Annotated in this window: 21 protein-coding genes and 2 pseudogenes; 13 read left to right on the forward strand and 10 right to left on the reverse strand. The window is 64.9% G+C overall.

The features are described 5' to 3' along the window. Positions 1-41: 41 nt before the first annotated feature. The 5 genes and pseudogenes from NGM10_RS11595 to NGM10_RS11615 form a co-directional block, all read right to left on the reverse strand. Positions 42-1,298 carry an aminotransferase-like domain-containing protein gene (locus NGM10_RS11595; protein ID WP_253478915.1) on the reverse strand — a complete coding sequence of 419 codons (1,257 nt, stop codon included), beginning with the start codon at positions 1,296-1,298 and terminating at the stop codon, positions 42-44. Between the two features lie 2 nt (positions 1,299-1,300). Then, positions 1,301-2,392: a thiamine pyrophosphate-binding protein gene (locus NGM10_RS11600; RefSeq protein ID WP_368408669.1), complete on the reverse strand. Its 1,092-nt coding sequence runs from the start codon at positions 2,390-2,392 to the stop codon at positions 1,301-1,303. 206 nt (positions 2,393-2,598) lie between these two features. Continuing rightward, a pseudogene (locus NGM10_RS11605) lies at positions 2,599-2,952 on the reverse strand (thiamine pyrophosphate-binding protein); the annotation flags it as partial. A 232-nt stretch (positions 2,953-3,184) separates the two neighbouring features. Then, on the reverse strand, positions 3,185-3,607 hold the full coding sequence (locus NGM10_RS11610; protein WP_253478917.1) for a VOC family protein: 423 nt from the start codon (positions 3,605-3,607) through the stop codon (positions 3,185-3,187). Between the two features lie 85 nt (positions 3,608-3,692). Beyond that, a complete protein-coding gene (locus NGM10_RS11615; RefSeq protein WP_253478919.1) occupies positions 3,693-3,983 on the reverse strand; it encodes a DUF7526 family protein in 291 nt (96 codons plus the stop codon). 143 nt (positions 3,984-4,126) lie between these two features. Here NGM10_RS11615 and NGM10_RS11620 point away from each other — a divergent pair, with 143 nt between their 5' ends. Further along, positions 4,127-4,318 (forward strand): hydrogenase maturation nickel metallochaperone HypA, encoded by a 192-nt coding sequence (locus NGM10_RS11620; RefSeq protein WP_253478921.1) that lies wholly within the window; start codon positions 4,127-4,129, stop codon positions 4,316-4,318. Positions 4,319-4,560: 242 nt separating this feature from the next. On the opposite strand, the gene NGM10_RS11625 is transcribed toward NGM10_RS11620, so the two are convergent. The 4 genes from NGM10_RS11625 to NGM10_RS11640 all read right to left on the reverse strand — a co-directional run bounded on the left by NGM10_RS11625 (position 4,561) and on the right by NGM10_RS11640 (position 8,767). After that, on the reverse strand, positions 4,561-5,589 hold the full coding sequence (locus tag NGM10_RS11625; protein WP_253478924.1) for a phytoene/squalene synthase family protein: 1,029 nt from the start codon (positions 5,587-5,589) through the stop codon (positions 4,561-4,563). A 109-nt stretch (positions 5,590-5,698) separates the two neighbouring features. Next, on the reverse strand, positions 5,699-5,845 hold the full coding sequence (locus tag NGM10_RS11630) for a DUF7563 family protein (protein WP_438267169.1): 147 nt from the start codon (positions 5,843-5,845) through the stop codon (positions 5,699-5,701). Between the two features lie 107 nt (positions 5,846-5,952). Further along, complete coding sequence (locus NGM10_RS11635; protein WP_253478927.1) at positions 5,953-7,548, reverse strand: bacterio-opsin activator domain-containing protein; 1,596 nt, start codon at positions 7,546-7,548, stop codon at positions 5,953-5,955. 286 nt (positions 7,549-7,834) lie between these two features. After that, positions 7,835-8,767 (reverse strand): NAD-dependent epimerase/dehydratase family protein, encoded by a 933-nt coding sequence (locus NGM10_RS11640; protein WP_253478929.1) that lies wholly within the window; start codon positions 8,765-8,767, stop codon positions 7,835-7,837. 278 nt (positions 8,768-9,045) lie between these two features. On the opposite strand from NGM10_RS11640, the gene NGM10_RS11645 reads away from it, so the two are divergent. Further along, positions 9,046-11,454, forward strand: a complete 2,409-nt coding sequence (locus NGM10_RS11645; protein WP_253478931.1) for an STT3 domain-containing protein — start codon at positions 9,046-9,048, stop codon at positions 11,452-11,454. Here NGM10_RS11645 and aglM read toward each other — a convergent pair whose 3' ends face one another. Beyond that, a complete protein-coding gene (aglM, locus tag NGM10_RS11650; protein ID WP_253478933.1) occupies positions 11,455-12,747 on the reverse strand; it encodes a UDP-glucose 6-dehydrogenase AglM in 1,293 nt (430 codons plus the stop codon). 88 nt (positions 12,748-12,835) lie between these two features. Here aglM and aglF point away from each other — a divergent pair, with 88 nt between their 5' ends. The 11 genes and pseudogenes from aglF (at position 12,836) to NGM10_RS11705 (ending at position 25,420) form a co-directional block, all read left to right on the forward strand. Further along, on the forward strand, positions 12,836-13,597 hold the full coding sequence (aglF, locus tag NGM10_RS11655; protein WP_253478935.1) for a UTP--glucose-1-phosphate uridylyltransferase AglF: 762 nt from the start codon (positions 12,836-12,838) through the stop codon (positions 13,595-13,597). Between the two features lie 296 nt (positions 13,598-13,893). After that, entirely contained in the window at positions 13,894-14,922 is a 1,029-nt protein-coding gene (locus NGM10_RS11660; RefSeq protein ID WP_253478937.1) for a Cdc6/Cdc18 family protein, read from the forward strand. A 242-nt stretch (positions 14,923-15,164) separates the two neighbouring features. Next, a pseudogene (locus NGM10_RS18295) lies at positions 15,165-15,521 on the forward strand (rhomboid family intramembrane serine protease); the annotation flags it as partial. 1,234 nt (positions 15,522-16,755) lie between these two features. After that, positions 16,756-18,195 carry an archaellin/type IV pilin N-terminal domain-containing protein gene (locus tag NGM10_RS18235; protein ID WP_303656231.1) on the forward strand — a complete coding sequence of 480 codons (1,440 nt, stop codon included), beginning with the start codon at positions 16,756-16,758 and terminating at the stop codon, positions 18,193-18,195. Between the two features lie 88 nt (positions 18,196-18,283). Next, positions 18,284-19,987: a BGTF surface domain-containing protein gene (locus NGM10_RS11675; RefSeq protein ID WP_253478939.1), complete on the forward strand. Its 1,704-nt coding sequence runs from the start codon at positions 18,284-18,286 to the stop codon at positions 19,985-19,987. Positions 19,988-20,221: 234 nt separating this feature from the next. Beyond that, positions 20,222-20,923 carry a P-loop NTPase family protein gene (locus NGM10_RS11680; RefSeq protein ID WP_253478941.1) on the forward strand — a complete coding sequence of 234 codons (702 nt, stop codon included), beginning with the start codon at positions 20,222-20,224 and terminating at the stop codon, positions 20,921-20,923. Continuing rightward, on the forward strand, positions 20,910-21,200 hold the full coding sequence (locus tag NGM10_RS11685) for a DUF8156 family protein (protein WP_253478943.1): 291 nt from the start codon (positions 20,910-20,912) through the stop codon (positions 21,198-21,200). The genes NGM10_RS11680 and NGM10_RS11685 overlap by 14 nt, the downstream gene beginning before the upstream one ends. A 5-nt stretch (positions 21,201-21,205) precedes the next feature. Beyond that, positions 21,206-23,317 carry a type B DNA-directed DNA polymerase gene (locus NGM10_RS11690; RefSeq protein WP_253478945.1) on the forward strand — a complete coding sequence of 704 codons (2,112 nt, stop codon included), beginning with the start codon at positions 21,206-21,208 and terminating at the stop codon, positions 23,315-23,317. A gap of 44 nt (positions 23,318-23,361) precedes the next feature. Continuing rightward, positions 23,362-23,715: a GDP-mannose 4,6-dehydratase gene (locus NGM10_RS11695; RefSeq protein WP_253478947.1), complete on the forward strand. Its 354-nt coding sequence runs from the start codon at positions 23,362-23,364 to the stop codon at positions 23,713-23,715. Further along, positions 23,712-23,918: a hypothetical protein gene (locus NGM10_RS11700; protein WP_253478949.1), complete on the forward strand. Its 207-nt coding sequence runs from the start codon at positions 23,712-23,714 to the stop codon at positions 23,916-23,918. Before NGM10_RS11695 ends, NGM10_RS11700 begins: the two co-directional genes overlap by 4 nt. Before the next feature lie 95 nt (positions 23,919-24,013). Continuing rightward, a complete protein-coding gene (locus NGM10_RS11705) occupies positions 24,014-25,420 on the forward strand; it encodes a sugar transferase (protein ID WP_253478951.1) in 1,407 nt (468 codons plus the stop codon). The last annotated feature ends 12 nt before the right edge of the window (positions 25,421-25,432 follow it).

Consider the following 25,432-nt stretch of genomic DNA (forward strand, 5'->3'; position numbering starts at 1 on the left):
ACTGCCCGCGCTATCGCGGTCGCGGCCCGACACCGCCCGCGCTACCGCGGTCGGCGCTCTCGGAGCGCCGACCGCGTCGCCCGGGCCAGCGCCTCGATTCCCCGCTCCATCTCGTCGAGCGAGACGTAGCTGAACGACAGCCGCAGGCCGTTCTCGCCCCGGTCGTCGGGGAAGAACATCTCGCCCGGGAGGTAGGTGACTCCCTCATCGGCCGCTCTCGGGAGCAGTTCCTCGGCGTCGATTCCCTCGGGGAGTTCGACCCAGACGAAGAAGCCGCCGTCGGGGTCGGTCCACTCGGCGGCCTCGGGCATGTGGTCGTCGAGGCACGCGAGGATGTGGTCCCGGCGCTTTTCGTAGGCCGCGCGTAGCTCCGCGACGTTCCCCTCGAACCCGCCCTCGGTGCAGTAGTACCCGAGGACGCTCTGGGTGAAGGTGTTCGTCCCGCCAGCCCGAATCCGCCCGACCGTGTCGAGGGGCTCGTCGTCGCCGAGTATCCACCCGGTCCGGACGCCGGGCGCGACCGTCTTCGAGAAGGTGCCCACGCGGACGACTCGCCCCGTCTCGTCGAGCGCCTTGAGGGGGGCAACGTCGTCGCCGCCGTACCGGAGGTCGCCGTAGGCGTCGTCTTCGACCACGACGAAGTCGTACTCCTCGGCGAGGTCGAGCAGGCGCTCGCGCCGGTCGCGCGACAGCGTGGTGCCGGTGGGGTTCTGGAACGTCGGAATCGTGTACAGTAGCTTCGGGAGGGGTCGGCCCTCGGCGGTCCGGGATTCGAGTTCCGCCGCGACCGCCCCGACGTCGAGGCCCTCGTCGTCGGTCTCGAAGCCCGCGACCTCGACGCCGTAGTTCGCGAACAGCTTCAGCGTCCCCATGAACGTCGGAGCCTCCACGAAGACGTGGTCGCCGCGGTCGAGGAACGCGTGGGCGACCACGTCGATGGCGTGGGTCGCGCCGTTGGTCAGCAGGACGTTCCCGGCGTCGCAGTCGATGCCCCGGTCGCGCTCGCGCTCGGCGATTGCCTCTGCGAGTCGGTCGGCGTACTCGCCGCCGCCGTACTGCATCGCCGCGCCGCCCTCCGCCTCGAAGACGGCCTCGGCGGCCGCCGCGAGTTCGTCGTTCGGGAACGACTCCGGGAAGGGGAAGCCGAAGCTCAGCGACACCGCGTCGGGGGCGTCGATGGCCCGCCAGCTCCCGTAGCCCGCCTCGCCGAGGCCGTCCCGGACCGCGGGCGTGAACAGGTGGTCGAACGCGCCGGGTCGGCCGCCGTCGTCGTCCGTCGTGGGCGTGTCCTCGGCCATGGTCAGAAGTCGACGGGTATCTCGACGACCGTCGGCCGGTCGCGCGCGAACGCCTCGTCGAGCGCCGCGGGCAGTTCCGCTTCGACCGCCGACGCGTCGATGCGGGCTCCGGCCGCGCCGAACGCCCGCGCCAGCGCGACGAAGTCGGGGTTCTCGATGTCGGTGCCGACGATGCGGCCGTAGTCGCGGCGCTGAACGTCTTCGAGGATGCCGTAGCTCTCGTCGTTGACCACGACGACCGGGACCCCGAGGCCGTACCGGACCGCGGTCGCGAGCGACTGGACCGTGAACAGGAAGCCGCCGTCGCCGACCAGCGACACCACCTGCCGGTCGGGGTCGCCGACCGCCGCGCCGAACGCCGCGGGCGGGCTGAACCCGAGCGTGCCGTAGCCGCTGGGAAAGAGGAAGGTGTCGGGTTCGTAGGCGGGGAACTCGCTCTTGGCCTCGTAGCACACCTTCGTCATGTCGTTGACCACCACGGCGTCGTCGTCGAGCGCCGCCCGCAGCGTCTCTAGGATGCGGTGGCGGTCGTCGCGCTCGTCCTCGGGGACTTCGATGTCGGCCCGGAGGTCGGCGACCGCCTCGCGCGGGGCGTCGCCGAACGCGACGCCCCGCGCCTCGACCCGGTCGGCGAGTTCGCCCAGCGCGACCGCCGCGTCGGCGACGACGCCGATCTCGACGGGGAAGGTCTTCCCGAGGTTGGCGTAGTCGAGGTCGACCTGTATCAGATTCTCGGGGAGTTCGACGTCGCGCACCTCACGCGGGCTGAGTTCCGTGCCGACCGCGAGGAGGAGGTCCCGGGACTCGACGAACGCCGCGACCGCCTCCTCGCCGAGGGTCGCGCCGAGCGCGAGCGGGTGGTCGGCGGGAACGACGCCCTTCCCGGCGACCGTCGAGACGACCGGAATCCCGGTCGTCTCGACGAGGCGGCGCGCCTCCTCGGCCGCGCCCGACGCGCCCCCGCCGACCAGAAGCAGGGGCGGTCGGCCGCCGCGAGGCGGTCGGCCGCCGCGTCGAGTCGCTCGGCGTCGACCGGGGCGGTCAGCGAGTCGGGGCCGTCGTCGGTCGGCGAATCGGCGGCGGAAGCCGCCGATTCGCCGCCTCCTCGCGGGGCGTCCCGGTTCGGGAGGCTCACCGGCTCCTCGCGCGCCAGCACGTCGGTCGGAATCTGGAGGTGGACCGGACGCGGCCGCTCGGTTTCGAGGTACTCGAACGCCTCGGCGACGGCGGCCGGAACGTCGGCCACCCGGTCGACCCGCTCGCTGTAGGCCGCGATGCTGTCCATCGCGGCCTGCTGGTCCTTGAGTTCGTGGAGGTAGCCCTTCCCGCGGTCGGCCTCGTTTGTCTCGTTCTGGCTGGAGATGACGAGCATCGGCGAGGAGTCCGAGTACGCCTGCCCGATGGCCGTCGCGGCGTTCGTCAGTCCGGGCCCGGTGATGACCAGCGCGACCCCGACCCGGCCCGTCGTCCGGGCGTAGCCGTCGGCCATGAACCCCGCGCCCTGCTCGTGGCGGGTGGTGACGTGGTCGATGTCGCTGTCGAGCAGCGCGTCGTAGATGTCCAGCGTGTGGACGCCGGGCATGCCGAACGCCACGTCGACGCCCTCCCGTTCGAGCTGTTCGACGACCGCCTGTCCGCCCGTCAGTCGTGGCATTTGGTATCTCTCCTCGATATTGGGTCGGAGCGATATAAATGTCGGACTGCCCCGTCAGTCTTGCCGTCTTCCGCCGGGCCGAGCGTCGGGGTCCGAGTCGAGGTCCAGTTGGGGGCAGTGGTCGGGGGATGCCAGCCCCGGGATGACAGATACCGGCCGAAGTCTCTGCATGCGGGGAATTAGTACGCTCCGGAATAAGCGTTCTCTCCTGACAGACGGGTCGGTCGGGTTCCTACGCCTCGACGACCTCGACGAGGTTGTCCTCGGGGTCGCGCAGGAACAAAATCTTCGTCCCGCTCGCCGTCGTCCGGGGCTCGCTCGTGGTCTCCACGTCCGACGGGAGCCCCTCGTAGAAGGCGTCGAGGTCGTCGACCGCGAATCCGAGGTGCTTCGCGCCGGGCTGGTTCACGGTCTCGGCCGACCGGGGTCGCCCTTCGGGGTCGTACTCGACGAGTTCGATGCGCGCGCCGTCGGCGTCGAGGTGGGCGAAGTTCCCGGTGGCCCCGTCGACGCCGACGGCATCCGAGAACGCCCCGCCGGAGACGGTGAACCGGTCGAGCACGTCGAGGTCGAGGACCTCGCGGTAGAACTCGACCGCGCGGTCGAGGTCGGTCACCGTCACGCCGACGTGGTGTGCGGTCGGTGTCGAGGACATACCCGGCGTTATCGGACGCGGAGAAAATCCCTTTCGGTCGGTGCGACGGCGGTCGGCGGCCTCTGCATCCGACGGGAACTGCCGGTCACCGCAGGTCGGTCGCCTCGTAGACGCCCGCGACCGCCGTCTCTTCGACGGTCGCGGTCACCTCCTCGCCCTCGCTCGGGGCCGTCTCGGCCACGAGCGTCACCGGCTCGATGGGTCGTCGGAGGAGGAACGACCGCACGCGCTCGACCCACGAGGGCGACCCGCCCTTCCGGCAGACGAGGACGTACCGCGACTCCGCGAGCGCCTGCAGGTCGTCGGTGAGTTCGTGCTCGTCGAGTTCGTCGGGCGGGACGACGTGGAGGACCTGTCCTCGAATCGTCTCGGGCATATCCATCGCAGGTGCTCGGGCCAGATGGGTCTTTCCGGTCGGCGGCGAGTGACCGGCCGGTCCGGTATTACCGGAATTCATGTATCGTTGCGGCCGTATAATCCGTTTGAAGGTATTTAGGCGTCCGTGCCCTACGTTCGCGTATGGTTGCGAGCACCTCGCCGCCCATCGGATTCGACCACCCGACGGCCGACCCCCACTCGAACGCCGCCTCGGGACGCGGGCGCTCCGACCGCTGTGCGTGTACCGACTGCGACTACACGGTCGAAACCGACGGCGGGGTCCCCCCGAAGTGCCCCGCCTGCGGTGGCGCGCTCACGCTCGTTCTCCCGTAGCTCGCGTCCGGAGGACTCGACGCCGGTCCGACTGCCGAGGCGGTTCACTCGATTCTCGTCTCGTCTATCGCCAGCAGGTCCGACAGCGCGCCCTCCCTCTCGGACGCGCCCGCGAACGCGATGCGTTTCCACTCGTCGGTTTCGGCGACCGTGACCAGTTCCGCCTCGGCGAGTTTCGGCAGGTGGAGGTGATGGAGCGATATCGTAACCCACTCGGAGTCGCGCGGCGCGTCGCTCGGCCGCTACGACCGGAGGATGTCGACGGCCCGTCCCAGCGGACTCCGGAGCGCTCGTCCGAGCCGGTGGCCCGCCGGTTCGGTCGGCGTCGCCGACGGCGGGTCGGTTTCGGCGTCCGAGTCGGTCTCGGCCTCTCGCGAAACCGCGCTCGCCCGGTAGAAGGCCGCCTCGGGGTCGCGCTCGCGCCGCCAGTGCCACCAGGTCCGCGCGAGGACCCGGAGGTAGTCGCCGAGACCGAGGCTCGGCGTCGCGGAGACCACGTCGTAGCCGCGCTCGCGGATGAGTCGGTGGTGCTCGGCGTACAGCACCGCCGAAAGCAACACGGGGAACTGGCAGTCCTCCGGAAGGTACTCGATTCCGGCGACGCCCTCGCGGTAGCGCTCCTCGGTCCGGCGGAGCTCTGCGCGCACGGCGGCCGTGACGCCCGCCGAGTGGCGCAGGTCGGCGATGTCGTCGGTCGAGGCCCCGTGGGCCTGCAGGGTCTCGCGCGGGATGTAGATGCGGCCGTACTCGGTCACGTCCTCGCGGACGTCCCGGAGGAAGTTCGTCAGCTGGAACGCCTCTGCCAGCGCCCTCGCGTGGGGTCTGGCCGCCTCCGAGTCCTCGGGGTCCATCACGGCGAGCATCATGTAGGCGACCGCGACCGACGACCCCCGGAGGTAGCTCCTGAGGTCCTCGTAGGTGTCGTAACCGTCGGGCTCCACGTCGGCCTCCATCGCGGCCACGAACTCCTCGACCTCCCGGTCCGGGATGCCGTGGCGCTCGCGCATCTCGTCGAACGCCGCGAGCACCGGGTCGTCGGTCTCTCGCTCGCCCGTCGCCGCCTCGCGCAGTCGGGCGAGCTCGGCCCGAAGCTCCTCCGGGGGACCCGGGTCGGGGTCGTCGACGACCTCGTCAGCCACGCGGAAGAACGCGTAGAGGACGTACGTCGGGTAGCGCGCACGCTCGGGGAGAAACCGGGTCGCGACGTGGAAGGTCCGGCCGGTCCGGCGCTGTATCGCCCTGCTCGCCCGGAGTTGCTCGTCCGTTACCATCTCTCTCGCCTCCGTCTCGGTCGGGTCGGCCGCCTCCGCGTCGGCCGGGTCGGGCGAGCGCGCCCAGTCCCGCGGCTCCGCGGGACTGGGCGCACCGGCGCGCCGCCGGTCATGATTCGGCCCTGCTCAGGGCCACCTCGGCGATGCCCGCGTTCGCGGCGCAGTCGGGACAGGCGTGTATCCGCCCGCGCTCGTCGGCGAAGACCCGGGCGAACGCGTTCGAAACGTAGCTCTCGCAGTGATTACAGTTCGGCATGGGTTCGTTCCGGGAGCCCTCGACGCGGTCGGGGTTGGGGGCAGTGGGCCGGGCCGATGGCTCCATTGGCGTACACCGACGAGACCCACCCACCAGAAAGCTATACCTCACCAGTCAGGTACTTCGTCGAAGAGCTCGCCGATCAGCTTGCGCTCGGCCGCCCGGAGGTGCTGGTGGAACGTCGCCCGCGAGATGTCCATCGACTCGGCCAGTTCGTCGCCCGTCGTCGAGCGGTTCGGGTCGTAGTAGCCGCCGAGGTAGGCCTTCTGCAGGGCCGTGACCTGCCGGTCGGTGAGTCGGTCCTCCAGTCGCGCGACGAACTCCCCCTCCGTGGTGGCCGGACGCTCGCGTTCCCGGTAGGTGACGAGTTCGCTCCCGGGAACCCGGTCCCGGACCAGGTTCGCGATCTCCCGCGAGTCGATCTCGGTCGGGAACTCCAGCGCCACCCGCCCGACCCCGTCTTCCGCCACGAGCGAACGGGTCCGCACGCCGCGCTCGGCCAGGTCGGCGACCACCGAGCCCTCGGCGATTCGGAACTCGAAGAGGTTCGACTCCTCGTCGCCGCTGACCAGCACCGCGCGTTCGACCTCTGGGAGGTCGGCGGCCGAGTCGACCATCCTCGACGGTCGGGCGTCCGTGGTGAAGAACATCGAGAGACCCTCGCCCTCGCGGTTCACCGACCCCCGGTATTCGAGTCGGCGACGGGTGCGCTCAGAGAGGTCGACGAAGAACAGTCCGGGACCGCTCGCCTCGAACTCGAGTTCGACGACGTTGTCGGCGGTGAGCGCCCGGCGGCTCTCTCGGGCGTTCAGCGCGGTCCCCACGGTCCGACCCAGCGCCTCCATCACGACGGTCTCGCGCTCGTCGAACGCGTCGCGACCGTCGGCGTACACCGTCAGCACGCCGTAGACCGTATCCCGGTACGCGACCGGGACCGCGGCCATCGACCGCGCGTCCGGAACCCGCCCGGCGCAGGCACTGCCCTCGACATCGGCGGTGCGGAACGCCCGGGCGTCGAACGCTCGGGCCGTCGGGTCGTCGGCGTCGACGCCGATCTCGATTCCCTCGACCGAACCGCCCTCGCCCGCCCACGCCGACGGCACGATGGTCTCGGCGACCAGGTCGAGTTCGCCGAACCACGCGAACACGTACGGGTCGGCCGCGGCGATCCGCTCGGTCACCCCGCGGACGTCCTCCTCTCGCGAGGTCGAGCGCATCAGCGTCTCGGTGACGTCCTTCAGCAGGCCGTTGATTCGCCCCACGAGGTGTTCGAGGTCGCGCTTCCGCCGCTCGACCTCGAGTTCGGCCTCCTTGCGCGCGGTGACGTCGTCTTGAAAGCCGACGAAGTTCGTGACCTCGCCGTCGTCGTCTCTGAGGGGCGCGATGGTGACCTCGTTCCAGAACGCTTCGCCGTCGGCCCGGTAGTTCAGGACCTCGACCGACACCGGCTCGGCGGCGTCGATGGCCTCGGCCATCTCCGCGACGGTCTCGGGGGCGGTCTCCTCGCCCTGTAGGAACCGGCAGTTCCGCCCGAGCACCTCCTCGCGCGGGTAACCGGTCACGTCCTCGAACGCCTCGTTGACGTATATCAACGGATTGCCCTCGCGGTCGGGGTCGGAGATCACGATCCCGACGGGCGCTTCGTCCATCGCGCGCTCCTTGAGCTCGAAGCCGACCTCCGGCTCTCCCTCGGTCTCGGCCATGACGCGGATAATGGGACCGACGGTTTGTAAGTTCTCCTCCGCGCGCGGTCGAATTTGCTCTCGGCGAACACTCCACTCGAACTGATATCTCGGGAGTTCTGCCGCGACCGACTCGCACTGATTCACTGTACTTCGGGGTGAACGCTTCCGAATCCAATGAGGTGAATCAGGTGATGGACGTTATCACTTCTCAGAACTCGTAGAACGTCTGCCAGTTCGAATTTTCGTTCCGATTTCGATTGGTTTCGGTCCGGTCACCGCCCCCGTTTGACGAATTGAGACCGGGTTAGACGAGTGACGCCAGTCCCTCTCGGAGAGAGACCGTCGGTTCGTAATCGAGTTCCTCGTGAGCCTTCGACACGTCGGCACAACTGCGTTCGATGTCGCCCTCTCGGGAGTCGCGGTGGACGATTGTTGCATCCGTTTGCGCCATATCGCGAATCGTTTCAGCGAGTTCCCGAATCGTCGTCTCGGTTCCCGTTCCAACGTTATAGGCAGTCCCGACCCTCTCTGTCGTCGCCGCCAGTAGATTTGCACGAACGACATCGTTTACGTGGACGAAGTCGCGTGTTTGCGTGCCATCGCCTTCGACGGTGAGCGGGCCACCGTTTCTCGCTTGTTCCTGGAAAATGCTGACGACGCCGCTGTACTCACCGCCGGACTGTCCGGGTCCGTATACGTTGAAGTAACGGAGGGCAACCGTTGGAATGTCGTACAAACGGTTGTAGAGTCGAGTGTAGTGGTCAACGGTGAGTTTCTCTAGCCCATACGGCGAATTGGGTTGCTTGGGATGAGATTCCGAGAGTGGAACCGATTCAGGTGACCCATAGATAGCACAACTCGATGCGACGACGACGCGGGCGTCGTGGGTACGGGCCGCTTCGAGTACGTTCAGCGTTCCACCGACGTTCACCGAGTGACTTCGTCCCGGTGTTTCGATACTACGCTGAACGCTCACTTCGGCCGCTTCGTGAAAGACGATGTCTGTCTCCGCGACGAGGTCGTCGACTAGTGGTTCATCTCGAACATCGCCGTCGACGACCGTGACGGACTCCGGGTGATACTCCGCCGCGGGTGCGGGGTTGGAACCGTCATCGAGTACCACGATATCGTTGTGTGTTGCAAGTACCCGGCAAAGATGACTGCCGATAAAACCACGGCCACCGGTCACTAAAATGTCCTTCTCTTGCGGGCCGATTTCTGAATCTATCTCGTCCATTTCTATCCCTTTGAGACAGGTGGTACGCCCCGTTAAGATTTGTTATTATCGCAGCTTGGTCTTCTGCCTACGTCGCCTTCGTGTCTTCGGTAGCCGACGCCGTCAATTGGGACTGTTGCGCGATTACGCGAGGAGACGGCTGGCTGAAAATGCGATACTATTCGAACGCTACGTTGATATATGCGGACCTCGCTGTTGCGTGAATCAAAGACCTTCGACTCGTGTTCTAGGACCGGATGTTCGTAGGCTTTATGCACCCATCACGTTATTCGCCTCTCATGACTGACGTGCGCGAGGCGACCGACGACCTCCTCGCGGAGAAACCCGATCTCGAATCCGACCTCCGCGACGTCCTCGCGGTCGACGACCGCGAGGACGGCTGGACGTTCGACGACGTGCCCCTCGACTCGGGGACGTTCGGCGAACTCGTCTCCCGGGACATCGTCGTCAAGTCCGACGGCGAGTACGAGGTCGCCGACCCCGCGGCCGTCCGCGCGAGTCTGAACGGCGACCCGACCGACGACGAGGAGGGTCTCTCGCGTCCGTCCGTCGAGCGGCCGTCGCTCGCGCTACCGTCGCTCTCCGGCCTGCTCTCGGGGGACGTGTCGCTGTCGGAGAGACAGACGACCGCGGGCGCGCTCGGGGGCGCGTTGCTGTTCGTCGTCCTGATGCGGGCGTACTTCGTCGGCCACGTTCTCCGTCCCGATGGCGTCCTGTTGTCGTCGAACGACCCCTACGCCTATCGCTACTGGGTCGAATACCTCACGTCGGACGCCTACGGCGTCTTCGACTTCAGCGTCCTCTCCGATCTTCCGGGATGGGTCGCGAATGGCGAACCATTGATGGTCGCTACACTCTGGTGGATAACTGACTTCTTCGGCGGTGCTGATGCCGCGGGCGTCGTACTGGCGTGGTACCCCGTCGTCTCGGCGCTCGTGGTCTCTCTCTTCGTCTACGCCATCGCGAAGCGGCTCACCGGCGACGACCGGGTCGCGCTCGCGTCGGTGCTGGTGCTGGCGGTGATCCCGGCGTTCGCCTACCGGACGGGACTCGGCTTCTCGGACCACCACGCGTTCGACTACCCGTGGCTCGCGGCGACCGCCTACGCGCTGGTCCGACTCGCCGACGTGGACCGCGAGGACCTCCGCGAGCCCGCGACGTGGGCGTTCGCGGGACTCCTCGGCGTCGCGGTGGCCGGACAGGTGCTGGCGTGGGAGGCCGGGCCGCTGCTCGTCGCGGCTATCGGGCTCTACGTCGCGGTGCGGACGGTGGCGGACGTTCGCGCTGGTCGGTCGTCGCTGGCCGGAAACGCACCTATCGCTGGTGGGGTCGCGCTCGCGGCAGTGCTCTCGCATCTCGCGCACACCGGCTTTGGGTGGCATTCCGGCGTGGTCGCGTACTCGCCCGCCCTGCTGTTGGTCGGCGTGGTCGCGGTCTCGCTCGTCGGCGAAGCGGTCCACCGGGCCGAGATGCCCGCGTTCGTTCTCGGCACGACCGAGGTCGCGGGCGCGCTGGGTGGTCTTGGAATCATCCAGCTGTTTCTTCCGGCGTACGCCGCTGAGTTGAACTCGCGGCTCGATTTTCTCCTCTTCCGGACTGGCATCGCGGAGAACAAGTCGATGTTCGCCGGGTCGCTCGGTCCGCTACTCGGCCCGATATTCGAACTCGGCTTCGCCTGGCTCCTAGGCGTTCCCGTGCTCGTGTACGCGAGCTGGCGGGCGTATCACGGCAACCGACCGAGCTGGCTGGTCGTGACCACCTACGCGTGGTACTTCCTCGTGCTGGCGACGCTCCAGCGCCGGTTCGTCGGCGAGCTCGCACCCTTCTTCGCCATTCTGGCCGGGTGGGGATTCGTCGCGCTCGCGGCGCGAATCGACGTGACCGCCCCGCCGGTGTTCGACAGCAGGGAGACCGGCCGCTCGGGCGGCACGCCGTCGGCTGAGCGGCCGTCGCTCCGGATACCCAGCAAGGCCACGCTCGTCACGCTCGCCGTGTTATTCCTGTTCGTGGCGAGCGCGGGCGCGATGCAGACCACGGTGCGCCACGAGCAGGTCAAGATAGACGGCCAGAAGTACGAGGCCGCCCAGTGGATGGGCGAGTACGCCGACCAGCAGGAGTGGGAGTACCCCGAGGACCGCGTGCTGAGCAAGTGGGGCCGGAACCGAGTGTACAACTACTACGTGAACGGGGAAGCGCGGTCGTACGGGTTCGCCGACCGAAACTACGAGTCGTTCCTGAGTTCGGCGAACCCCGAGGAGAAGTACGATGAACTGCACGACGACGTCGGGTTCATCGTCACGAAGGACCTCGACCTCGTCCGGCCCGCGCCCGAGGAGTCGATGCACGCACGCCTGCACTTCCGATACGGGAGCGAAGGCGAGGGCGTCGACGGCGTCGGCAACTACCGGGCGGTCTACGCCAGCGAGGACGGCTCCGTCAAGGTGTTCACGCTCGTGCCCGGCGCGAACGTCACCGGGACCGCCTCCGCGGGCGAGACCGTGACCGTCGAGAAGACCGTCGACATCGAGGGCGCGCAGTTCGAGTACGAGCGGAGCGTCGAGGCCGATTCGGACGGCGAGTTCGCGGTGACCGTGCCGTACCCCGGCGAGTACGCGGTCGGCGACGAGACGGTGACGGTGTCCGAGAGCGAGGTCCACGAGGGCGGGAACGTCAGCGTGGGCGCGTAGCTACCACGTCAGCCCCTCGTAGGTGATACCCTCGCGGCGCTCGACGATGCGGCGGCCGTCGACCACGACCGGGTCGGCCATCGCGTCGAACGCCTGGTCGAGCGCGGCGAACTCGTCCCAGTCGGTGACGACGACCGCGCCGTGGGCGTCTTCGAGCGCCTCGGCGGCCGAGGCGGCGTACTCGATGTCGGGGAAGTGCTCGCGCATGTTCTCGGTCGCGACCGGGTCGTAGGCGACGACGGTCGCTCCGCGATTCTGTAGCCCCTCGATGACCGGGATGGCCCGGGAGTTGCGGACGTCGTCGGTCCCGGGCTTGAACGAGAGGCCGAGGACGGCCACTCGCTTGTCGGCGGGGTCGATGTGAGATGCGAGCAGGTCGAGCAGGCGCTCGGGCTGTCCGTCGTTCACGTCGACCGCGGCCTCCAGCAGGGAGGGGTCGTACCCGGCATTGCGGGCGGCCGCGATGAGCGCGGCGACGTCCTTCGGGAAGCAACTGCCGCCCCAGCCGACCCCCGACCGGAGGAACCGCTCGCCGATGCGGTCGTCGAGGCCGACGGCCTCGGCGACCTCGTAGGCGTCGACGCCATACTCCTTGCAGATGTTCCCGAGTTCGTTGACGAGGCTGACCTTCGACGCGAGGAAGGCGTTGTTGGCGTACTTTATCATCTCGGCCTCCCGGATTCCGGTCTCGACGACCGCGGCGTCCGAGTCGGCGAGCAGGGGGTCGAACACCTCCCGGAGTCGGTCGCGGGCCGCGTCGGTCCGCGTTCCGAACACGACCTTGTCGGGGTTCTCGAAATCGGAGACGGCGCTTCCCTCCCGGAGGAACTCGGGGTTCATCGCGACGTGGAGGTCCGAATCGAGGGTCTTCCCGGAGGTCTCGGCCAGAATCGGGGCGACGATGTCCTCGGTGGTGCCCGGAATCACGGTGGACTTGACCACGACGAGGTGGTCGTCGTCCTTCGACGCGAGGGCCTCGCCGAGCGAGCGAGCGCCCGCTTTCATGACGTCGAGGTGGATGCTACCGTCCTCGCGGGAAGGCGTCGGGAGCGCGAGGAAGGTCACGTCGGTGTCCCGGACCGCGGCGTAGTCGGTGGTCGCGCGCAGGCGGTCGCCGCCGTACGCGGCGACCAGGTCGTCGAGGCCGGGTTCGTGGACGGGTGCCTCGCCCGCCTCGATGGCCGCGACGATCCCCTCGTCGATGTCGACGTTCGTCACCTCGTGGCCGTAGTCGGCCAGACACGCCGCGACCGTGGTCCCGACGTAGCCGCTACCGACGATGCTGACGTTCATCGTCCGAACGGTCGAGTCGCCGTCCCTTGAGCATTCGGGATTCTCCGATTCTAAAGCTATTTAACACTCGGGTGACTGTCCGACGCACATGAAGGCAGTTGTGCTAGCCGCGGGGAAGGGAACGCGCCTCCGGCCGCTGACCGACGACAAGCCCAAGGGGATGGTCGAGGTGGACGGCAAGCCCATCCTGACCCACTGTTTCGAGCAACTGGCCGAGTTGGGTGCCGACGAGTTCGTCGTCGTGGTGGGGTATCGCAAGCAGGACATCATCGACCACTACGGCGACGCGTTCGAGGACATCCCGATGACCTACGCCCACCAGCGCGAGCAGAAGGGGCTGGCTCACGCTCTCCTGACGGTCGAGGAGCACATCGACGAGGAGTTCATGCTGATGCTGGGCGACAACGTCTTCGACGCGAATCTGGGCGACGTGGTGAACCGCCAGCAGGAGGACCGCGCGGATGCGGCGTTCCTCGTCGAGGAGGTGCCCTACGAGGAGGCCGGGCGGTACGGCGTGTGTAACACCAACAAGTACGGCGAGATTACGGACGTGGTCGAGAAGCCCGAGAACCCCCCGAGCAATCTGGTGATGACCGGCTTCTACACCTTCACGCCCGCCATCTTCCACGCCTGCCACCTCGTCCAGCCCTCGAACCGCGGCGAGTACGAGATCAGCGAGGCCATCGACCTCCTCATCCAGAGCGGTCGGACCATCGACGCGATTCGGATGGACGGCTGGCGCGTCGACGTCGGCTACCCCGAGGACCGCGAGAAGGCGGAGGACTTGTTACAGGGTGAAGACACGAGCACCGAAGGTGACGCGAAAGCGATCAAGAATTCGAAGGACTGAACGATATCTCATCTCCGATTTTGTCGTCGCGGCACTATCTAGTTGAGCCCGTCTGAGGAACGAGCGGGCCGTTGAGCGTCTCGGCCCGGACGCTCACAGACCTGCTCACGAGGGCTATGAGGCGGGGTTAGAAGAATCTTGGGAGGTGGACGGCGACGCCAATGTTGTGGCCTTCGGATAGCCCGTGGAACGAGCACAGTACGTCGCGATAGCGTTCGCGCCCGCTTGCGAGTCGTTCTGGAAATTCCGGAAACGAGCCCTCCTCTTTATGTGCTATCGGCCAGATACCGCAACCAATGATAACCGATGCTCGCGTTCTCCGGACCGGGTTCGTCCCCCACGAAGTCGAGCATCGAGACGCGGAAGTCACCCACCTCACCGAGATTCTCGCCCCGCTCACCGACGGCGACCCGGCCGACACGACGCTCCTGCTGGGTCCCTCGGGCGTCGGGAAGACGTGCCTCGCGAAGCACACCGCCCAGAAGCTCCGTCAAGAAGTCCTCGACGTCGAGTACCAGTACGTCAACTGCTGGCAGAACTTCTCGGAGTTCCGGACCCTCTATCGCATCCTCGAAGGTCTGGGCAAGACCATCGACATCCACCGCCAGTCGACGCCGCGCGACGAACTCTTCGAGCGCCTCCGGACGTACGACGGTCCGCCCTGCGTGGTCATCCTCGACGAGGCCGACCAACTGGAGGACAAGAACCTTCTCTACCACCTCCACGAACTCCCGCAGTTCTCGATGCTCCTCATCGCCAACCGCGAACAAGAACTATTTGCGAGCGCCGACGAGCGCCTGACCAGTCGGCTCACGGGCTGTGAGCGCGTCCGCTTCGACCGGTACGCCCCCGACGAACTCGTCTCGATCATGGACGCGCGGGTTCGTGCAGGCCTCGAAGACGACGTGATCTCCCGCGAGCAGTTGCGGCGGGTCGCCGACGCCGCCGCGGGCGACGCTCGCGTGGCGCTCAGCATCCTTCGCACGGCCGCTCGACAGGCGCATCGGAACTACGAACCCGAGATTACGGACGAAATCGTCGATGCGTCGATTCCGCGAGCGCGTGCCGAACGCCACCAGAAGGACGTCGAGACGCTCAAGCCTCACCAGCGGACGCTCTACGAGATCATCGAGGAACACGGCGAAATCTCCCCGAGCGACCTCTACGAGGAGTACAAGTCCCGGATGGACGACCCGAAGACCGACCGGACCGTCCGGAACTACCTCTCGAAGATGGACCAGTACGACGTGATCGAGGCCGAGGGCACGAGCCGGGACCGCACGTACCGGGCGGTTTCGGAATCGTTCGGAAACGTCGATATATGACTTTGAACACCAAGGTCGAGGTGGGTCGTGCTCCCGCTACTTATTTATGAGATTGCTGAGACGATTCGCACACTGAGAGAATGCCGTCGACATCAGCGTTATCAACACGTTTCTACGTTCTCTGTGGTGATTGCCTTGCGCTCCTCAGCATTGCTGGCGTCATCGCTGCAATTCACTTTTTTGTGCCCGCTCAAATCCGCTGGCAATACGCGCTGGACCATGCTGAACCCACTCTTTTGACGATGTGGACATCCACATTTATTCATACCGGCTGGCCCCATCTCGTGGGGAATCTAGTCACGTATGGGCTCGCGGTCTTTCCCGCATGGCTACTTGCACTCCGCCAACGGAGCCGCACGAATTTCTGGATTTGCACCCTTACGGTCCTCGTCGTATTTCCATTGCCTCTCGGATTCATCACCGATTTCGCCTTCCAACATCTCTTTCCTGCACTTTCGACAACGGCCTCGGCCGGTTTCTCCGGTATCGTCGCTAGCTATATCGGTGTCCTCTTTGCGTTCCTCACGACGTATCTCCACCGGCGATATGACGCACGAACTGCAATCATCGGTACCGTACTCATCATCCTCCTCTCACTCGGGACCCTGCTCGAAACGCACCCACTTACGGACGTGCTCTGGCTGAAAGGGATGATTCTCGCGAGTCTCGTTGCTGGCAGTGGATTCCTCGCACTCTCGCGGTGGAACCCAAACACGAGTTCTCTTCAGCTTCTTTCCGTTGTGCGCACGCATGGGTGGTCGCTGGGACTCATCGGAGGTTGTTGTGTGGTAGTGGTGTTCCAAATTGTACTTCTGTTCCCGCACCCATCGAGTGCACTCGGATATATCCCGAACGTTGTCGCTCACGCGAGTGGACTCGTTGGTGGCTATGCAGTCGCGCTTCTCGTCCGGGCGGCCCACTCGCCACCCCCCATTTCGGTCTCTCCAGAGACGACATCTCAGACGCCCACAGATTCTGCCTTCACTGCTCGTCGACCATCACGACCGGATGATTCACCCCCTGCTCGCATCGATTTCGAACGGACATGGTCCGTCGTCCCCGAGCAGTGTCCACAGACGCTTCCTGTCGAGACGAACCATGAGTTCGTTCGTCCAGTCGTCGCTCATTGGCTCAAAATCACGTATCGAAGCCCGAACGACGTTCCACTCCGGTTTCGCATCCAACAACGGAACTCTTCGTGTTGGTCTGGGACGATGCAACTGCCATCGACCGGCGGGCACACCCGGACAACGACGGTTACCCTCGCGAAGACGTACCTCTCGACGACGTTCTTCCCAAAAACCCACCTGTACAACCGGCATGTCGAACGAACCATTTCAGCTCTCGGCAAATTCAAAATCCAGTCTGAGCCGTCTGGGACGGTAGAGACACGACCCCCGGGAAGCAAAGACCAGCTAGATACGCAGACGTATACGTGGCTGGGCGCTACCGGTGACGGGGACGGACCGAATCATCGGGGCTCCGAGTGGACTCGCCTTTCTGATAGTCCGTCTACTATCGCGGTCCAGACGGGACAGAACGAACGCTCTGAGTCGAAATTCACGCTAGGTTCGGGGTTCTCGACTCACGGCCGGGCCGTTGCAACAACACAGACATGGGACCCAGCATGGACGCACTACCAACCGCTCTGTGATATCTTACAGCATCTCTTAGCGCGGGAGTGACATCGTCGGCGAGACGACAGTTATTCCCCCCGTTCTAACCGGGATTCTATATAACGGTCTTTTTACCCGAGAAGTTGATTGTTCCTTCTGCTACTTTCGATGGGATACATGGCTGAGCGACCTAATTATCAGCGATGATATCAGGCCTGTGGTTATTTATCCCTTCTGTCTAAAAGGCGAGATAGTCAAGCGTCCAATGTGGATGCTTGCGAGAACAATGATACGGAATACACTAAAAAAGCGGTTCGACGGTATCGGTGACCGGTTCCCCACCACATGGGAACGCGGTCAAGTGGGTATCGGTACCCTGATCGTGTTCATCGCTATGGTTCTCGTGGCAGCCATCGCCGCGGGGGTCCTCATCAACACGGCAGGCTTCCTGCAGTCGAGCGCCGAGCAGACCGGCGAGGAGAGCAGTGCGCAGGTGACGAATCAGCTTCAGGTCATCACGTCGACGGGACAGGTGACGACTGGAGCCACTGCGGCAGAGGACACCAGTCACCTCGTCACCTTCGAAGGGGACAGTGGTACGACTGAGGACTTCCTCGGAGAAACGACGATAACCGCCACTGCAACTAACGATGGCGATACAATCGGAGACGGCTCCGGGGACTCGGATAACCAGATCGAAACCACCACTGGAGGGACTGACTTAGTCTTCAGCCCCATCAACGAAAGCGCATACGAAGTGTCTGAAGAGGGCGGTGACGCTTCGTTCGTCGTCAACCTGGATGAGGGCGATGAGCTTACTGCCTCCGGCGGAGACATCACTCTCGCACTCCCCGACGGTCAAGGCAGTACCTCCGATGTCACCCTCGCTGATGGGACGCCGCTCGCTACGGAAACCGTCGAGCTGAAGACCGCACAGCTCACCTACGACGACGGCACCAGCTCGATCGACGTCCTCGACGAGGGCGAGTTCACCCTCTCGGCGCAGTCGTCCTCGGTCGACATCGAGAACGGTGCCGGAGACTCCGTCACGGTCGACACGTCCGACGATGTCGATATTCAGGTCGAAGTTCTCGAACCCGACAGCGACCTCAGCGACAACACCTACCGCCTGACGACGCCCGAAGGCGATTCCATCGAAGTCGACTTCGATAACGGAGACGCGGTCCAATTCACCCAAGACGTCGTGCTGAGCAACGACGGAACCGAAGTGCAGGTTAGCGATGGTAGCAACTTCGCTGACGAATCCCTCGGACTCGTCGACGCCGACGACGCTGGCAAGGAATCCGCAGTCGGTCAGCTCGAAGTCGTCGTCACCCGCTCGCCGGGTGCGGACGACATCGACATGGAGAAGACGACCATCAGCTTCATCGCTCCCGACGGCAGCCACGACCTGACCTACACCGACGACGAGTCGCCCGAGGAGGACAGCGAGTTCGCCGTCTCCGCGATCAAGGACGACGACGACACCGACCCCGTCCTCTCGTCCGGCGACCGCTTCAAGGTCCTCATCAACCCCGGGACGCTCGACGCCGGAGCGAACGCCGAGCTCTCGATGACGACGCCGTCCGGCGCGACGAAGGACGTGTTGCTCCGCGTCCCCGACTCGATCTCGGGTCAGGAAGCAGTCTCGATCTAACCGACGCGCCTTTTCTTTTCGTACCGACACGGCGATAGATGACGTAACTTTACGTACACCCGAGAGACACACATTACGATACGAATCAATGACCTCCGCCCTCAGTACCCGACTCGCCGTGACTGCCGTCTGTCTGCTCGTCGTCTGTGCGAGCGTCGGACCCGTCGTGACCGCACGGTCGAACGCCGACACGTCCTCGTCGGCGCGAATCGACGGGGCCGTCGCCGCGGCCGACTTCGACGAGAACGTCGTCCGGGTCACGCAGGGCGAAAGCGTCAACTTTTCGGTATCTTCCGACGCCGACGCGACCTTGAACATCGGCTCGCCCGAGATGGGATTCTGGGCGCAGTCGAACGTGAGCGGGTCGTCGGAGGTCACCCTCGACACCTACGAGACCGACGCCGACGACATCGTCAGAGGCGACATCGACCCCGACCTCCGGACCGAGCCGCTCGACAGCCCGCTCGAACCCGGCACGTACGACATGAACCTCACCGTCAATGGCAAACAGACCGCACTCGCCAAGCTCATCGTCGAACCGAAGGGCGAGCCCGGGCTCGGCAACGACGTCGACCGGTGGATTCTCCCGTCGGGCACGGAACTCGACGACGTCGAGGAACCCAGCGAGGTCGACGGTGCGGTCTCGGTCGCGTCCGACGAGGAGTTGCGGGTCGCACAGGGGCGGTGGGTCGCGTTCGGCGTGAATACCTCCGAGTTCAGCGCGGGGTTCGTGGGCTCGTCCTCGAATGCCACCGACCTGTTTGGCGCGGAGTTTACCGAGACCGACCCGGAGATGAATACGGAGGAAAACAGGTTCAACGCCGCCAACCTCGAGAAGGTCGTCCACGTACGCGAAGACGGCTCGGTGTACTTCTTCGTGAACACCGCTCAGCATGGGATCGATGCTAACGAGACGTATCGCGCGAACGTGAGCGTCGTCGGTGACAGTCCGTTCCTCGACGGGCCGGAGTGGGTGCAATCGAGCTTCAGTGTAGTCCCCCCAAAGGCGGAACTCGTTCATGCTGGCGAGCCAATTCAGCTGAACGCGACCGAAACGCTCCGTGGTGAGACGACGTTACCCCCCGGTGAGACGGTCAACGTCACGGCTAGCTATGACGGTGTGCCTCCATTCGTCGAGCCCAAAGAGGCAACCGTCGAGTCGAATCAGAGTTTCGCCGTCGAGTTCGACTTCAGCGATGTGCGTCGGGGGGAGACGGTGGAAATCGCGTTGCCTGACCAGCAGAAAACCTACGACGGTGTCCGAATCTGGGAGGTCCGAATCGACCATACTGGCGAGAAAGTCGAGCTCACGAAAGATGCAACGATCACCGGAGACACGAAGTTAGAGCCCGGTTCGGAGTTCGACATGGAGGTCGCCTACACTGGCGAGTCTTCGAGTTTCACGAAGCAGAAGACGGTTATCGTTAACCAAGACGGCGAGTTCAGCGCAGACTTTGACCTAGACGATGCGTCCGAAGACGGGAATCTCTCCATCTCGATTCCGGAATACAACAAGACCGTCCCGGCGATTCTTACGAGCCAAGAAACAACAGATACGCCAGCATCCACTACAACTTCGACGCCGTCGAGTACAACGACCGAAACGTCAACGACAACCCAAGAGACCACGACGACCGATGAACCCACAGAAGAGACAGACACCGCGACGGAGTCGCCACTGACCCAGCAGACTATCCAGGAAAATCAATCCGTCCCCGGCTTTACTCTCGTGAGCACGCTTTTTGTCCTCCTCGCGGCTATCCTTCTGGGTGTCCGCCGGGCCCAACAATAGGTATCAGGTCTGACTCGGAACGCGTGAGCAGAGGCGGACCCGTAATTAGAAGGAGAACATTTGGAGAATATAGGGTCTACGTTATAGCTGTGGACGGTTCCGGTAACTTCTGGAAAGAGAACAGAATCCCAGTTGTCGGCCCGTAACCATCCCGATAGGGAACGTCGGCTCCGTTTTGGAAGTTCTGGAAGTAGCGCGCCGACGCTTAACCCCGTACCCCGACAATCCGTATCCATGCGACCGAACTCACAGACGAGGGGGACCCCGGAACCGGAGCTCCCCGAACTGGACGCCGGAGTCCGTTTGCTGAACATCGAGGGCACCGACCGCGCGACCGAGCCGCTTCACTCGCTCGTCCTCGACCACCTCCTGCTGAACGAGGGAACCGCAGTCTGGGTGGACGCGGGCGGGCACGCGGTCACCCAATCGCTCGCGTCGCTCGCACCGAGTACGCGCGCGCTCGACCGGATTCGCGTCGCGCGAGCGTTCACGGCTCACCAGCACTACCGACTCGTCCGACGACTCCGCGAGCAGGTCGGCGAGGAGACGACGTTGCTCGTCTGTCCGGAACTCGACCGGTTCTACCGGGAGGCCGAAACGTACGCCGACGAGGGCGAGGACCTCCTGCTCAGAACGCTGGCGACGATTGCCGGAATAGCCGACCGCCACGACGTTCCCGTCCTCGTGACGCGAGCGACGGCGGACTCGTTCTCGAACCCTATCGAAGCGGCCGCCGAGGAGACGATTCGGTGCGAGCGGACGAAATTCGGGCCGCGGTTCGTCGGCGCGGAGTTCGAGACGCTGGTCTACCCGATGGAAGGCGGCACGGTCCAGACGACGCTGGCGTTCTGGAAGCGCGTGCTGAAAGCGCGCGCAACGGCCTCCGACGCCGTGGCTACCCCGACACCGGAGGTGACCGTCGATGGGGCGTACTAACCCGACCTTCCGGGACGTGCTCCGGTCGCTCCGCGATAGCTGGGAGGACTATCGGCGGGCGCTTCGACGACCCGACCAGGACCGGTTCGACCGACTGTTCGAGGACGCCCGCCAGTACGCCGACGCGGGCGGCTACCTCAACCACCAGAACCCGATGGTCGTGGTGCTGTTCTCCATCAGCCTCGCCCAGCAGAAGCGAATCGAGGACCTCGAAGCCGAACTCGAAGGCGAACGGTCCGACGCGCCGGTCGACGAGACGAGCGAGGACCCCTCGTAGGACGGATGCCGTACAAAATCGACTTCTTCGACGACGAGGTCGTCGAGTGGTCGCTCACCGACGACGGAGCAGACGCCGAGCAGGTGCTGGACTACACGCCGACGTTCTACGTCGGCCGTGGAGAGGGCGACCGCGATTCGCTCGCGGACGCCCGGGACGCCCTGAAGCGGTTCCCGACCGTGGCCCGGACGGCGTTTGAGGAGTGGCGGCCGGGATTCCGCCACGATGCAGAGTCCGTCCTTCGCGTGGACGTGACGAGCGTCGAGGAGGTCTCCCGGATGGCGCGCTGGATTCGCGAGTGGGGCGAGCCCGGCGAGTACCGGTGTTTCAACGTCGACTTCTCGCGGGAGTTCCGGTACTGTCTGGAGAACGGACTCGACCCGACGCCGTCGCGCGACCTCCGGACGCTTTCCATCGAGGGGCGAGCCAGCGAGTTCACCGCGGCGGAACTCCCCGCGCTGACGGTCGGCGGCGGGCCCGTCGCCCGGTCGCCGGTGGCCGCGCTCCCGGAACTGGAACGGCGCATCGACCGCGCCGACCCCGACGTGCTGGTCGTCGACTCGGCGAAGATACTGGCGGGCCTCCACGAGGTGGCCGAGGGTCTCGGATACGACCTCCAGTTGGGTCGGCAGCCGGGATTCCAGAAGCTGGCCGGTCGGTCCACCTACACCAGCTACGGACGCGTCGGCCACTCGCCCGCGCGATACAACGTCCCCGGACGGGCGATAATCGACCGCTCGAACACGTTCCTCTACGCGAAGTCGAACCTCGCGGGCTGTCTGTCCCTCGTGGGTCGGTCGTGGAAGCCGATTCAGGAACTCGGGTGGGCGTCCATCGGCAACGTCCTGACCGCGATTCAGATCCGAGAGGCGCTCGACCGGAACGTCCTCGTCCCGTGGAAGGCGTGGCGGCCCGAGCTGTTCAAGTCTATGGGCCAACTCCACGAGGCCGACCGCGGTGGGTTCACCTTCTCGCCCGACGTCGGCCTGCACGAGGGCGTCCACGAACTCGACTTCTCGTCGCTGTATCCCAACATCATCTGCACGCGGAACGTGAGCCCCGAGACGATTCGGTGTGCGTGCCACTCCGAGCGGGACGACGTGCCGGGAATCGGGTACAGCATCTGCGACGACCCCGGATACCTGCCGGACGTCTTGGCACCGCTCATCGACGACCGCGACGAGACCAAGGGCGAGCTACGGGTGACCGACGACGAGGAGCGACGCCGAGAGCTGGAGGGGCGCTCGGACGCCATCAAGTGGATTCTGGTGTCGTGTTTCGGCTATCAGGGATTCTCGAACGCGAAGTTCGGGCGCATCGAGTGCCACGAGGCCATCAACGCGTTCGCCCGCGAGATTCTCCTCGACGCGAAGGAAGCGCTGGAGGCGGGCGGATGGCGCATCGTCCACGGCATCGTCGATAGCGTCTGGGTGACCGCGCGGGAGAACGACGACCAGCGGCCGCTCGACGAACTCGCAAGCGAAATCTCCGAGGACGTGGGCATTCGCCTGGAGTACGAGGCCGCGTACGACTGGGTCGCGTTCGTTCCCCTGCGCGATAGCGAGGCGGGAGCGCTCACCAAGTACTTCGGCGCGCTCTCGGGAGGCGGTGACGACCGGCAGTTCAAGTATCGGGGTATCGAGTGTCGCCAGCGGAGCACGCCGCCGTTCGTCGCGGACGTACAGGAGGACCTCGTGGCGGTCCTCGACGAGACGCGCTCGCCGGAGGCGGTCACAGACCGCCTCCGGCGAGCGCTCGGGGCGTTACGGGAGGGCCGCGTCGACCCGGGCGAACTGGTCGTCGAGCAACGCACCTCGAAACGAGCCGACGAGTACGCCCGTGCGACGCGGACGGTCGCCGCGCTCGAACGCGCGACCGGCGACGGGCGGGACGTTCGGCCCGGGCAGGGGGTCGAGTACGTCGTGGTCGACGACTCGAAGCGGTCGCGCGAGCGAGTCCAGTTGGCCGACGAGGCGGAGACGTACGACGCGGAGTTCTACGTCGGGGAGGTGCTTCGTGCGGCCGAGAGCGTCCTGTCGCCGTTGGGGTGGCGGCGTGAGTACATCGAGGCGTGTCTCGCGGAACGGACGGACGCGAGTCTCGGTTCGTACGGGTAGGGAGATATTTAGTCGTTGAGAGATACGAGGCGAGTACGAGCACCATGGCCGTCTTGGACGACCTCTCCGGGTTCGAATTCGAGGACCTGATGGAGGACGCGTTCCGGAACCTCGGCTACGAGAACGTTCGCCAAGCCGAGAAAACGGCCGACGAGGCTCTCGTCGAAAAGTACGTCGGAGACGCCGACGTGATTTTCCATCAGGCCGCGCAGGCGGGTGTTCGGACGAGCGTCGAACAGCCCCAGAAGGTCAGCGATATCAACATCAGCGGGACGCTCAACGTGCTGGAGGCCGCTCGCGATTTGGAGACGAGCGGGTGGCCGTCGCGACCTCCTCGTCGGTGTACGGCACGCCCGAGTACCTCCCCTACGACGAAGAGTATCCGACGATGCCCATGAGCCCGTACGGTGCGTCGGATCTGGCCGAGGAGACCCGAGACCCGCTCGCGCCGGACCTGCAGTACGCCGAGCGCCGCAACGCCGACGCAGAATACACGCATGTGGACATCTCGAAGGCGAACGAGCTAATTTGGTACGGGCCGACGACGATTCAGGACGGAGTCGAGAAGCTCACAGAGTGGTATCGGAAGAATCCTGGCTGATACGAATCGCTGGTTCAGCAGTTGTAGACTGCAAATACTGACATCGACGGTTCACTTCACAGCTTTTAAGCGAACTCCCCGAGCGAAGTAGTCTGATGGTCTCCGGCCACCGCTATCGTGTTATGAGTGTCGCGGGTACCGTTGCCGTCGCGATACTCGGTGTTATCGTTGGGAATACTCAGTTCGTCCAATCGGTAGTGACCTCTGTTGCACCGGTGGTTCGACGGCTTTCACCAGTCGTATTAGAGGGCGATGACCTGGTAATCGCTCTTGCGACGACAGTGCTCGTGGCGACAGCGAGCTTTATCCCGTTGTTCAAGCCTCGCCCGCGACGTTTTCTGGACACGGTTCTCTTGGTCCAGAAGCGCGTGCTGCTTACGGGATTCGCACTCGCCGCGATAGGCTATTTCAACTACACCTACCGGCTACCGCGCGCCACGCTGGGGGTCGCCATCGCGACGATGCTGGTCGTCCTTCCGGCGTGGTTCGTCGCGATTCGTCGCCAGCCCTCCGGTAGCGAACGAGCCGTCATCGTGGGCGACGATATCGAGGAGATTCTGGAGGTGCGCGAGGGCATCGACGTACCGGTCGTCGGCTACGTCGCCCCACCGAGCCCGTATCAGGTGAGTGGGGAGTCCGAGAACGAAGCCGTTGCGGTCGCCGATGGCGGAAGCGAATCCTTGAACGGGCTAGAGCGACTCGGCGGACTCTCGCGACTCAACGAGGTGTTGATAGAGTACGACGTCGATACGGCAGTTCTAGCCTTCGATCAGGCGGACCGGGCGGAGTTCTTCGGTACTCTCCATACCTGTCATGAACAGGGCGTCAAGACGATGGTGCACGGTAAGCACTCCGATACCGTGTTAACTCCGGCCGATGCGAAGAGTTCTATCGTCGAAATCGACCTCGAACCCTGGGACTGGCAGGACCGAATGCTGAAGCGGCTATTCGATGTGGCATTCGCCGGGACAGCGTTGCTCGTTCTTTCCCCGGTCGTCTTCCTCATCGCACTTGCCATCAAGGTCGAGGGGAACGGTCCCGTGTTCTTCACTCAGGAACGAACATATAGGTTTGGGGACACTTTCAGGATATACAAGTTCCGGACGCTCAAACCCGAACCCGAGGGGCAAGTGAGCCTAGATATCGAACGCGACCGAAAGACGCCGCTCGGTGAGTTCCTCCGGAAGACTCATCTGGACGAGATTCCGCAACTCTGGTCTATTCTCAACGGAGACATGAGTGTCGTCGGCCCTCGACCTGCAATCACGGAACTCGAACCGGAGTACGTCTCAGAGGTGGACATCTGGCGACAACGATGGTTCGTCAAGCCCGGACTGACTGGACTCGCACAGGTCAACGACGCGACCGGCAAGGAACCGGACCGGAAGATAAAGTACGACGTCGAGTACATCCGAAAGCAGTCGCTCCGATTCGACTTGAAAATCGTACTCCGACAATTTTGGCAGGTATTCGAAGACGTGGTCTCGTTCAAATCGGGTTGAGGCGAGGAATAG

Source organism: Halorussus salilacus (assembly GCF_024138125.1).
GTDB classification, from domain to species: domain Archaea; phylum Halobacteriota; class Halobacteria; order Halobacteriales; family Haladaptataceae; genus Halorussus; species Halorussus salilacus.